At 55.6% G+C, this 12,055-nt stretch carries 7 protein-coding genes; 6 read left to right on the forward strand and 1 reads right to left on the reverse strand.

Features of this window, described 5'->3' with window-relative positions; translation table 11 throughout:
• The first annotated feature begins 36 nt into the window (after positions 1–36).
• The 6 genes from SFX18_16665 (at position 37) to SFX18_16690 (ending at position 9,696) form a co-directional block, all read left to right on the forward strand.
• The gene (locus SFX18_16665; protein MDX1964784.1) at positions 37–1,398 is read left to right on the forward strand and encodes an efflux RND transporter periplasmic adaptor subunit; all 1,362 of its coding nucleotides are present in this window, start codon (positions 37–39) and stop codon (positions 1,396–1,398) included.
• Positions 1,395–4,547, forward strand: coding sequence for an efflux RND transporter permease subunit (locus SFX18_16670; protein ID MDX1964785.1), 3,153 nt, complete (start codon positions 1,395–1,397; stop codon positions 4,545–4,547). The genes SFX18_16665 and SFX18_16670 overlap by 4 nt, the downstream gene beginning before the upstream one ends.
• Before the next feature lie 85 nt (positions 4,548–4,632).
• Positions 4,633–5,634: a glutaminase A gene (glsA, locus tag SFX18_16675; protein ID MDX1964786.1), complete on the forward strand. Its 1,002-nt coding sequence runs from the start codon at positions 4,633–4,635 to the stop codon at positions 5,632–5,634.
• A 70-nt stretch (positions 5,635–5,704) separates the two neighbouring features.
• Positions 5,705–7,372 (forward strand): MFS transporter, encoded by a 1,668-nt coding sequence (locus SFX18_16680; protein ID MDX1964787.1) that lies wholly within the window; start codon positions 5,705–5,707, stop codon positions 7,370–7,372.
• The gene (locus SFX18_16685) at positions 7,369–8,358 is read left to right on the forward strand and encodes a transglutaminase family protein (protein ID MDX1964788.1); all 990 of its coding nucleotides are present in this window, start codon (positions 7,369–7,371) and stop codon (positions 8,356–8,358) included. The genes SFX18_16680 and SFX18_16685 overlap by 4 nt, the downstream gene beginning before the upstream one ends.
• A gap of 30 nt (positions 8,359–8,388) precedes the next feature.
• Entirely contained in the window at positions 8,389–9,696 is a 1,308-nt protein-coding gene (locus SFX18_16690; protein MDX1964789.1) for a threonine/serine exporter family protein, read from the forward strand.
• A gap of 100 nt (positions 9,697–9,796) precedes the next feature.
• Here SFX18_16690 and SFX18_16695 read toward each other — a convergent pair whose 3' ends face one another.
• Positions 9,797–11,476 (reverse strand): DUF262 domain-containing HNH endonuclease family protein, encoded by a 1,680-nt coding sequence (locus SFX18_16695; protein MDX1964790.1) that lies wholly within the window; start codon positions 11,474–11,476, stop codon positions 9,797–9,799.
• Positions 11,477–12,055 lie beyond the last annotated feature (579 nt).

The following is a 12,055-nucleotide window of genomic DNA, read 5'->3' on the forward strand; positions in this document are numbered from 1 at the left end:
TCGGCTCCCCTACTTTTTTTTTGTGCGAAAGGCGCTATGCGGCAGCATATAACCGGTTATCCGTTGAATCAGGTGGATGCACGGAAGGCTTGTTTTGAACAACGTGCAACGGTGAATCTGCTTTTGGGAATTGTCCTCTTGGGGATTTGTGTTGTGGCGGGCTGCGGTCCCGCCTCTACCGAAGCCCCGGCACTCATCCGGCCAGTAAAAACCATGGTGGTGACCGCGGGTCGGGGGACGCAAATCCGCGTCTTTCCCGGTAAAGTCGAAGCTACGAAACGAGTGGAACTGGCGTTTCAGGTTAGCGGCCTGATTGTCAATTTGCCGATCAAAGAGGGGCAAAAAGTCGCCAAAGGGGAGGTCATCGCTAGCTTGCGGTTGGACGACTTTCAGGCTCCGTTAAAAAGTTTGCTCGCCCAGTTGGATCAGGCGCGGGCGTCGCTAAGGGCGTTGCAGGCGGGAGAGCGAATAGAAGAACGAACCCGCCGCGAGGCGGCGGTGCGGGCGGCGGAGGCGCGACTGGCCAACGCCCGGTCAAATTTGGACCGTTCCACCCAACTACTTCAATCGCGGACCATCTCGCGCGAGGTATTTGAAGCGAATGAAACTGCGCTGCGCGTGGCGACCGAAGAACACAAAGCGGCGGTGCAACTGCTGGAAAAAGGGACCATTGGCCGCCAGGAGGATATCGAGGCCCAGGAGGCGGCGGTGCGATCACTGGAGGCGCGGGTGGTTGTGGCGGAATTGCAGCTAAACGACGCGACCCTGCGCGCTCCCTACGATGGCGTGATTGCCCGCAGGTTGGTGGAAGTTAACCAAAATATTCGGGCCAAGGAACCCGTGGTGCAGTTTCAGGACGTGGACGAAATCGATATTCAAGTGGATGTCCCCGAGACAATCATGGCGGCGGATTTGCGCACCGCGGATATTGTCCGTCTGGCCGCCGAATTTAGCGCCGCTCCGGGAGTGGAGTTTCCCGTGCAAGTGCGCGAGATCGCCCAAGTGGCGGACCCTGTCACCCAGACTTTTCAGGTGCGGGCCACTATGCTGGCTCCCCCCGATATTCGTTTATTACCCGGCATGACGGCCAATGTCACCCTTGAATACCGCCGCGCCCGGGTATTGGGAGAGCAGATTCAAGTTCCCATCTCGGCAATTTATAAATCTGCCAGCGGAGAGCAAATCGTGTGGGTGATCGGGAATGATCAAACCGCCATTCCCCGCCCGGTCAAACTGGGAGCGGCCAGTGGCGGGATGGTGGAGATTATTTCGGGCCTGGCTGTCGGCGACCGAATCGCCATCGCCGGAGTGACGCAAATTCGCCAGGGGATGAAAGTACGCGATCTGGGTAATGCGTTGGGTGGCGGAAACGACCTGGCCGCGCGGGGTGCCGCATGATGAACCCTGGCGAATTTTCCGTAAAAAACGACCGCATCTTGTTTGTCAGCATGGCTTTTATCCTGCTGGGCGGGGTTGTGGCTTATTTAAATTTGGGGCGTTTGGAAGACCCGGAATTTACGATCAAAGAAGCGTTGATCGTGACTCCTTATCCCGGAGCCAGCGCCGAGGAAGTGGCCAAGGAAGTCACCAACCCCATCGAAACGGCCTGCCAGCAATTGGGGCAACTGCTGCGCGTGGAGTCGGAGTCCTCGCGCGGCCGCTCGGTCGTGACGGCGGTCATCAAGGATCGCTATGACAAGACCCGTATTCCGCAAGTATGGGATGAGTTGCGCCGCAAAGTTCATGACGCGCAGGCCCTGTTGCCCCCGGCGGTGCGGGGTAAATCCTTGGTGATTGACGACTTTGGCGATGTCTACGGTATTTTTTTGGCGATTTCCGGGGATGGTTTTACCCAGCCCGAGCTGCGCCGCTATGCCGAATTTTTACGCCGGGAACTGTTGTTGGTTCCGGGAGTCAGCAAGGTCGACCTGTTTAGCGAGCAACGTGAAGTCGTCTTTTTAGAAATTTCTCGTCAGCGGCTTTCACAATTGGGTATCAACGAGCAGCGGATTTATTCGCTGCTCCAAGCCAAAAATATCGCTGCCGACGGGGGCCGCGTGCGCGTGGGAGAAGAACACATCGCGCTCGATCCCCTGGGAAGCTTTTCCTCGGTTGATGATATGCTGGACCTGGTGATTGGCTCCGATACCACGGGACGGCAGTTGTTGCTGCGCGATGTGGCCTCCATCGAGCGCGGCTACGAGGAACCCCCCCGGCGATTGTTGCGGTATGACGGCCGCCCGGCCGTGGGCCTGGGCATCTCCACGGTGCAGGGGGGAAATGTCGTTACCATGGGGGAAGGGATCCGCCGCAAACTGGCCGAGCTAAAAGTGGATCAACCCATTGGCATTGAAATTGGAGATATCAATTTCCAGCCAGAGGCGGTCGATATCGCCACAACCGACTTTATGTGGAATTTGGGCAAGGCCGTCACCATCGTCTTTGTGGTGCTGTTCTTTACCATGGGCCGCAAGACGGGCATCATCATTGGCATTGTGCTCTTTTTGACGATCATGGCCACATTTATGGTCATGTATCTCAAGGGGGGGTTGCTGATGGAGCGGATCTCGCTTGGCGCGTTGATTATCGCGCTTTGCATGCTGACGGATAACGCGATCATCGTGATCGAAGGGATCAAAGTCGGTATTGAGGCGGGACGCGATAAACTGGAAGTCGTGCGGGAGGTCGTCGCCCAAAATCAATGGCCGCTGTTTGGCGCGACCGCCATTGGCATTATCGCCTTTGCCGCAATCGGATTGTCCGAGGATCGCACCGGGGAATACTGCAATTCGCTCTTTTGGGTGATCTTTATTTCGCTCACGCTCAGTTGGATTTCCTCGGTTACCATCACGCCCTTGCTGAGCTACCTGATGTTCAACCCCACCGCCGCGCCAACGGGCGGTAAAACCAGCGCGCCCCAACCGGATCCTTATGACTCGTTGCCATTTCGAATTTACCGCCAATTGCTGATTAGCGCGCTGCGCTACCGCTGGGTTGTCGTTGTGGTCAGCGCGGGGCTGTTTGTGCTGTCGTTATTTGGCTTTACCAGGGTCGCTCAAAGTTTTTTCCCCCCCGCGACCCGGCCGCAGTTTATGGTTGATTGCTTTTTGCCCGCCGGCACGCATATTGAGGAAACCGCCGCCTTTGCCGATACGGTCGACCGGTATTTGCGCGCCCAAGCGGGCGTCACCCACGTTTCGTCGTTTATTGGGGGCGGGGGAATGCGGTTTTTGCTGGTGTATACCCCCGAACGGGAAAATCGCGCTTATGTGCAATTTTTGGTGGATGTGGAAGACGCCAAAAAGATTGACGGTCTGATTGATAATATTCAAGGCTACCTGGATCAAAACCACCCCAACGCCAACACCATTGCCAAAAAATTTCTATTAGGTCCGGGGAGTGGCGGCCGCATCCAGGCCCGCTTTCAGGGGCCTGATCCCCAAATCCTGCGGCAGTTGGCCGCGCAGGCCAAGCAAATTCTAGAGGCGGATGGCAACGCCCTGTGCATCCGCCAAGATTGGCGCGAACGCGAAAAAGTCATCCGTCCCGATCTCTTTGAATTACAAGCCCGCCGCAATGGCATTACGCGGGTCGAAGTGGCCGAAGCGTTGCAATTAGGCTTTGAAGGGCGGGTGGTCGGATTTTACCGCGAGCCGGGTGACGTGGGGGGAGGGACTTTTCCCCAGGAAACGCGGTTGCTCCCCATTGTGGCCCGCCCCCCCCTGGCGGAACGAAGCGACGTGGAAATCATTCGCAGCATGCAAATCTGGAGTCCGGTCGCCGGGCGGATGATCCCGCTTAACCAGGTGGTTTCCGATGTTAATTTGGAGTGGGAAGACCCCGTGGTCATGCGCCGTAACCGCAATCCCACGATCACCGTTCATGCCGATCCGCGCTCCGGCCTTCCCAGCCAGTTGTTTAACCGGGTGCGCGCGGAAATCGAACAGATTGAACTACCCCCCGGTTACTCCTTTGCCTGGGGAGGCGAATACGAGGATTCCAACGACGCGCGGGCCGCGCTGGCCCGGCCGCTTCCCTATGTCCTGGCGATCATGATGTTCATCGTGGTTTGTCTGTTTAATTCCATCCGCATTACTGCGCTCATCTGGCTTGTGATGCCCCTGGCGATCATTGGCGTCACGCTGGGACTGCTATTGACCGGTTTTCCCTTTGGTTTTATGGCGCTCTTGGGCGTGATTGCCCTAGGGGGAGAACTGATCAAAAATCAGATTGTGGTGCTCAGCAAAATCCTGATCGAAACGGAAAAAGGCAAAACGCCGTATGATGCGATTTTGGATGGCGGCACCAGCAAGATGCGGCCCGTCTGCATGGTGGTGCTTACAACCGTGTTAGGATCCATTCCGCTGTTGTATGATCCGTTTTTTGGGGCAATGGCGGTCTGCATCATGTTCGGATTACTCTTTGCCGCGATTTTATCGCTGATTGTCACGCCCGTGTTGTATGCCATGTTTTTTGGCATCCACGAGCCACGGGCAACCGTGGCGGACTGGCCGCAAAGCAGACCCAACGCGATTAAAAGGAAATAAATGCATTGCCACGGCGGACAAAAGCATCGCGTGTGGCCGGGTCGGAGGTAATGAACGCTTAACCCCTTATTTTTATTCGTTGACCATGACGGATCATTCCCCCGCCAATCCCCAGCAATTTCCCTATGTCTCCACCGGGCACCTTCCCGGCGCGGAGCAGGTCTCCCGCTTGGTTGCCGAGGCTTATCAAAAGTTCTTGCCCAATACCGATGGGGAAAACTCGCAGGTTTATCCGGCCTTGGCCCGGGTGCCGCGCGAGTTATTGGGAATATGTGTGGTGGGGGCCAATGGGAGCGTCCATACCGCCGGGGACGCTGATTATGAATTTACCATCATGAGCGTGTCCAAGCCGTTCATTTTTGCCCTCATCTGCCAGCAACTGGGAAGCAAACTGGTCCGAGAAAGAATCGGCGTAAACGCCACGGGTTTGGCGTTTAATTCCTTGGGCGCGATTGAGCAAGGTCCCGGCGGCCGTACAAATCCCATGGTCAATTCCGGGGCCATCGCCACCACCAGCCTGACCCCCGGGACCACGCTAGTCGATAAATGGCGTTTTATTCACGAGGGCCTCTCGCGGTTTGCCGGACGAAATCTTTCGCTCAACGAGGAAGTGTACCAATCCGCCACAGAGACGAACTTTCGCAATCAAAGCATCGCCCGTCTGCTACAAAGCTATGGCCGGGTCTACATGGATCCCGCCGAGGCGACCGAACTGTATACCAAGCAATGCTCATTAAATGTCAGCGCCCGAGATCTGGCCGTCATGGGGGCCACGCTGGCCGATGGCGGCGTCAATCCCCTGACACGGGAACGCATTATCGATCCAGCCGTTTGCCATTACACCCTGGCGGTCATGACCACGGCCGGACTATACGAAACATCCGGCGATTGGCTGTACAATATCGGATTACCCGGCAAAAGCGGCATAGGTGGCGGAATTGTCACGGTATCACCGGGAAAAGGGGGGCTGGGAACCTTTGCCCCCCCACTCGATCAGGCGGGAAATAGCGTCAAAGGTCAATTGGTGGCGGAATATTTATCGCGGCATTTGGGGATGGACCTCTTTGCGTCGCAACCTGTCGCCTAATTTTGACTTATATCACTGTAGAGGGGTAATTCCGCCCCCGTTTTTTGCCTTTGGCTTTCCATAGGTTCGCATGGCCACCGCCGCTACTACCCCCGATTCCACCGTCCCGTCCGAGCAAGCCGATTCCTGGATTCCCATGATCGTCATTGCCATGGGGCAGATGCTCATGTCGTTCAATGTGGCGGCGCTCCCCGTTTCGATGGGGGGCATGGTCGCTAGCTTTGATACTCCCCCCACCACGGTCGGATCCGCCATCGTCATGTATTCGCTGGGCGTGTCCGGCTTTATCATGCTAGGGGGAAAACTGGGCCAGCGATTTGGTTCAAAGTTGTTTTTCCAGGGGGCGGTGGGGTTGTTTTTGGCCGCGATGATTCTGATGGTGGTCAGTCCCACCGCCGAGGTCATGCTGGTCGCGCAGGGCTTGGCCGGTCTGGCCGGAGCGGCGCTTGTCCCCACCCTGGTCGTGCTGATCGCCAATCATTACCGCGGCAAACAACAGGCCCAAGCGGTGGGGTGGTTGGGATCGGCCCGGGCGATCGCGGGGGTATTGGCTTTTGTGATCGTGGGTTTTTTGGCGTCAATTAGTTGGCGGCTGGCGTTTGCGCTATTGATCGCGCATGCCGGGGCGATCATGTACCTTAGTTTTAAGTTAAAACCCTCCGCCGAAAATCCCGCGGTCAAGATCGACATTGTGGGGGTCATCCTCTCGGCGGTGGGGATTATCCTGATCACATTCGGGTTTAATAATTTACGTAATTGGGGATTGCTGGTGGCCTCCTCCGCCGCTCCCTTTGATTTGGCCGGGGTCTCACCAGCGCCGCTAATGATTCTCGCGGGAATGTTAATCCTGGGCGGGTTCTTGTACTGGACCCACCAGGGGATGTTAACCGGCGGGACGCCCCTGTTATCGCTGGAGGTGATTGACGCCCCGCGGGAATGGGCGGCGGCGATCTGTTTATTTGTAATCGTAGGGACGGAGGCGGCGATCAATTTTTCCGTACCGTTGTACATTCAGATCGTGCAGGGGAACTCTAGCATGGCGACCTCTGTCGCCATGATGCCATTCATGTTGACGGTGTTTTTCACCGCGATTTTAGTGGTGCGGCTCTACGGCAAATTTACGCCCCGGACCATCGCGCTGGCCGCGTTTGCACTGGTGGCGGTGGGAACGTTGTGGCTGGCATTTGTCGCCAGTAACGACTGGAGCGTGTTTCCCGTGATCCTGGGGCTGGTTACCGTGGGCATTGGCCAAGGAGCCTTGGTCACGCTGCTGTTTAATGTGCTGGTGACTTCCGCCCCCCACGAGTTGGCCGCCGATGTCGGCTCGCTCCGCGGCGTGACACAAAACTTGGCCGCGGCGGTCGGGACAGCGCTCATGGGGACGCTGTTGGTGGGGGTCTTGCAGATTCTGATCGATCGCGAGTTACTGGATAATCCGGTTATCTCCTCGGAATTCAAGGTGGCCTCGCAATTTGATTTAAATAGCGTCAACTTTATCCACAATGACCAGCTCCAAGAGCGTCTGGCCGACACCAAAGCCACGCCCGCCAAAGTCGAGGAAGCTGTCCGGATTAATACCAATTCCCGGCTGCGTGCATTGAAAATTGGCTTTGTGATGCTGTCAATGTTATCCTTGGTGGCGATGATTCCTTGTGCCTGGCTACCCGATTACCGTCCCGGGGAAATCCCCGCCGGGCCAGACCCTTCCGACGCCATTTCCGAATCACGCGCAACATGAAGCAACTACGTATCACGCACGATACCACCTATTATTACCATCAACCGGTGACTTTTGGTCCTCATCGCGCGCTCATGCGACCCCGCGAGGGGCATGATGTGAATATCGTCGGTGGCAGACTGGAAATCGAACCCGCCGCCGATATCCGCTGGCTGCGGGACTGTGACGGTAACTCCGTGGCCATTCTTTCCTTCAAAGAGACCGCCCCTAAATTGCGGGTCATGATGGAAATTGACGTCAACCTGCGCGATGATAATCCCATCGAATGCCTCATCGACCCCGAAGCGCGGATGTTTCCCTTTCAGTACGCGCCGGACGAGCAAGTGGCCCTGGTCCCCTATCGGCTCCCCAGTTACCCTTATACAGGATCGCAATTGCACCAATGGCTCAGTTGTCTGTATCATCCCGGCCAGGTGATCGATACCTTTGAACTACTCAATAAACTCAACGAGCACATATATAAGTCATTGCAATACAATGTGCGTTACGATCATGGCGTGCAGCTACCCAATGAAACACTACAAAAAGGGAGCGGCTCTTGCCGCGATTACGCCGTCCTGATGATGGAAGCCGCCCGCTACTGGGGCTTTGCCTCGCGCTTTGTCACGGGTTATATCCAAATGGGCGAAGGCCAGCACGGTTCCACCCATGCTTGGACCGAAATTTACCTCCCCGGGGCCGGCTGGCGGGGATTTGATCCCACCAATAACAAACTCGCCGATATCGAGCATATCTCGGTCGCGGTCGCCCGCGAGCAGGAAAAAGCCATGCCGCTGTCGGGTTCCTGGGAAGGACCCGCCGATGCCTTTGACCGACTCGAGGTCTCTGTCCAGGTGGTCGCCAAAAACCAGCAACCTCCCTCCGCCAGTGTCGCGGCTCCCCTCTCCGCGCTAAATCAATCTCCCTCCAACAACGGACCGACCGGGAGTAGCGCCCCCGATCCAGCCATTGTGGAACAAAGCGATACCGCGCCGGTGCCGCAATAACATTTTCCCCTCCGCGGAAAATTCCACGTCATGACGCCCGAACGGTCCGCACCCCCCGCCACCGACACGCTGCTCGAGTTTCTGTACCGCCTGGCGCAGGCCTATTTGGCCAGCGGCGAGCAAACCGCCCAGGTGGAGTTGCTACTCCGCCGCGTCGCCACGGCTTATGGAATTCGCCGCGCGCGGATCATCGCCTTTCCCACCGCGATCTTTATCATCGTGCAAGACGGCGACCAAGAGCGAGTCACCCTGGCCGAAGGTCCGACTCAGAGCCTACGACTGGACCAGATCGCCCATGTCTACACGCTGGGCCAAGCCGCGCAAAAAGCCGAAGTGACCCCGCAGGCGGGGCTGGAACGCCTGACCGAGATTCAGCGCCTCCCCGCCCGGTACGGAGAACTGGGCATCCTGGCCGGGCATGTGATTTTGACCTTTGGCATGGCAATGGTGCTAATGCCCTCGAGCACAAATTTGGCGGCGGCGATTGCCCTGGGGGCGATTGTCGGCGCATTAAAAATCCTCAACCGCAATCGGCCCCTCCTGGCGGTCCCGTTGCCTGTCGTGGCCGCCGCGCTCGTTTCCGCGCTGGTGTTTCTGGCCATTCAGTACGGCCTGCCGCTGGAGCCGCGGCACGCCCTGATCGCCCCGCTGGTCTCGTTTTTGCCGGGGGGCATGCTGACCTTGGGCATGGTCGAGCTGGCCTATGGCGACATGGTCAGCGGGTCCAGCCGTCTGGTGACGGGCTTTGTGCAACTGCTGCTGTTGGTCTTTGGCCTGGCGGCGGGGGCCACGCTGGTGGGCTACAGCCCCGAAAACCTGACCGATACCGCCGTTACAACGCTTTCCCCCTTATGGCTGGCGGTTTCTCCCTGGTTGGGCGTGGTAATCTTTGGCTTGGGGGCCTTTTATCACTTTTCCGCCCCCAAGAATTCGCTGCTATGGATGCTCTTTACGCTGCTGGTGGTCTATGCGGTCCAGCAAGGGGCGGAGCAGTTTTTTAGCGAACGGGCCAGCGGATTTTTTGCCATGCTGGTTGTCACGCCGCTGGGCTATCTCATTCAACTACGGTTCCGCGGTCCCCCCGCCATGGTCACGTTTTTACCCAGCTTTTGGCTGGTCGTGCCAGGGGCGTTGGGCCTGCTGAGCGTGACCCAAATGCTGAGCGACCGCGCCGCGGGGACCGAGGGACTCATCAACGCGCTCTTTGCGTTAACCTCAATCGCGCTGGGGACGCTGTTAGGCGCGTCAATGTACAAGTGGCTGACCGAAAAGTTTGGCTGGTGGCAACTGCAACTAGGCCGCGTGGGGGGATACTTCCGGCGCAAGGGAAAGCGGTAGGGGACAATAGGAATTACAAATTACGAATTACGAATGGGGGAATTACGAATTGAGGAATGGCGTATATCGCAAGTCGTGTTGGGCGGGTGTGAATTGAATTTTATGCGTCGTCTGACCAACGTATCTTAGCCCATTCGATCAATTGAGTCTCTCGCTGGCGTATAGACTTACCATTCCAACCGGATGCATCGACAATATTGGCAACCTCAATAGCTACTCGAAGTCCTGTTTCTCTGTAATGCTTCGACTTTTTACGGGGAACTTTAGCCTGAAGCTTTGAATTGAGTCGAGGCGGGATGACAAGTAGATTTCCCAGTCTATGTTTACGACTGTCATCACTACTGGATTGTGGTTGGATATGCTCTATGGATAACTGAGCCGGCTTGCGCCAAATTGACTGCCAATTCTCTTCGTTGGACTGAATACCGTCTTGGCTCTCCAAATGGCGATCGTATTCATGCAAGAAATATCTTAATTCTGATTCCCATTTGTTGTAGCAATCACGATTTGCGAGTGCTTCGGCGGCCTTTTGTATAGGATAATCGCTGCCGATCTCAAGCAGTTGTGTTAATGCATTTCTATATGGCAGTTTCTCATTAATCATCGACCATGCTAACCTTACGTAATCGCCTACCTTGGAGCGAGAATCTTTCTGCATCATGCCGAAGATACGAAACGTAACACATTCCCATACGCGTAACAGTTCACTCTTTTGTGTTTCAGAAAATTCGCTCAGTTTTATTGCCGTTGCCAAAAGTCGCGCATGATTAATTCTGGCTACACAAGCCATAGGTTTGTCATTGGCGATCTCACTGCACTTATCGCAAATCTTTAATAGCCACGCAGCGGTGTTGCGAATCTCTCTTGCGCTGGATGATTGCTGTTTAAGAATCTCAACAGAGTCCGTTTCACTGGTTACACGACTCTCACGCTTCGTACTTTTAAGTGTGGCAGCATATCGAAGAATCTGGGAATTCATCCCCAAATTCAATCCGATGATGCTGTATATAGAACTCCATTTTGTGTGAAGCTCCTTTATGACTTCTTCGTTATTGGCGTTGGGTAATTCGTATGCCTTGCCCATGAGTATGCTTTTAAGGCGGTCTAGCCACGAAACATCCAAGCCACGACTATTGAGACATTCAAATACCGTGTAGACCGTTTTCGCCTCCGAAACTTCATGCAGCAGAAAGTACAACTGATTCTTTAATAGGGAAGCAAGTTCAATCAAAGAATTCCCTTTTCTCTTCCAATCACAAACAAACTCATTGCATTCCTGCATGGCACTGAGAATATTTCTGTCCGCGATGGTCTTGGCTTTGGAAGGATGGTCAAAGTTTCCAGATATCAAATAGTTCTCAAAAAAGTGGCTGGTATCGTGGTTTGTTTGCAGTAATAATAGATCGCCTCCTTCGTCTTTTACTAACAGTTCGCACATTTCCCTGGAGACTTTTTTTGCTTGCTTAGTATTGTTATCGAGATTCAACTTCAATGCGTTCAGCATGAGAATTAGTGTTGTAATTCGTTGCTGCCCATCCACGATTTCCATGATCTCAAAATTATCTGCTCCCAGTTTTTTCTTCTCTTTCTTTAGACACACTATGGATGCCATGAAGTGACTTTCATCCGGGCCTTTATTGTATAATTTTTTCAGGTCTTCAAATAAAACGAATCGATGTTGCTTCTCCCAGCTATAGGCGCGCTGATAGTTGGGGATTCTGAACAAGCGTCCCAATAATAGTTCCGACAATGACAAGTAGCGTGGTTGAATATTATGCATAGGATTGTACGTGAAACAAGCTCGCAAAACTTTTTTAACTTAATTCCCCAAGTGGATTGTACCCGCAGTAGCCAAGTGGTACCCATAATGAATTACCCGATACTCACGGCGACTTCAACCCATACACCTCCGCTTTCTTGCTACTTTGCATCCGGGGTCCTCGCTGAGGCTCGTTCCTCGCTTGCCACACCCCGCCGATGCCATCGGCGGCTTTGTGTGTGCCCCTCCGTTACCCTACCCCACTTACCGGCGGACTGACGTCCGTCGCTCGCCGATTCCTCGTCTCGCCTCCCGCCTCCCGTCCCGCGACCCCCTTTCACCCTTGCTCCCCAGCACCTCCGCTCCCCTGCTGCTATGCCCATGGGGTCCTCGCCGAGGCTCGTTCTCCAGTTAAATTCAGAATTACGAATGTAGAATGCAGAATTTATTGCAGTCATTCTGCCTTCATCATTCATACTTCTAACTTCTCCTACGGGGGGCTCGCCGAGGCTGGACACCCGCCACCCCACGTGCCCCGTGCGGCCGCGGCCGCCCCCCCGGCGGCGCCGGCCGGCGCGGCCGGGCGCGGGGCCCCCGCCC

This window comes from Pirellulales bacterium (assembly GCA_033762255.1).
In the GTDB taxonomy this organism is placed as follows: domain Bacteria; phylum Planctomycetota; class Planctomycetia; order Pirellulales; family JALHPA01; genus JANRLT01.

What these genes read in the sequence shown, in the direction of transcription:
- SFX18_16680 (MDX1964787.1), top strand. Translation starts at nt 5,705, where the DNA reads ATGGCCACCGCCGCTACTACCCCCGATTCCACCGTCCCGTCCGAGCAA.
- SFX18_16670 (MDX1964785.1), top strand. Translation starts at nt 1,395, where the DNA reads ATGATGAACCCTGGCGAATTTTCCGTAAAAAACGACCGCATCTTGTTT.
- glsA (MDX1964786.1), top strand. Translation starts at nt 4,633, where the DNA reads ATGACGGATCATTCCCCCGCCAATCCCCAGCAATTTCCCTATGTCTCC.
- SFX18_16665 (MDX1964784.1), top strand. Translation starts at nt 37, where the DNA reads ATGCGGCAGCATATAACCGGTTATCCGTTGAATCAGGTGGATGCACGG.
- SFX18_16690 (MDX1964789.1), top strand. Translation starts at nt 8,389, where the DNA reads ATGACGCCCGAACGGTCCGCACCCCCCGCCACCGACACGCTGCTCGAG.
- SFX18_16685 (MDX1964788.1), top strand. Translation starts at nt 7,369, where the DNA reads ATGAAGCAACTACGTATCACGCACGATACCACCTATTATTACCATCAA.
- SFX18_16695 (MDX1964790.1), bottom strand. Translation starts at nt 11,476, where the DNA reads ATGCATAATATTCAACCACGCTACTTGTCATTGTCGGAACTATTATTG.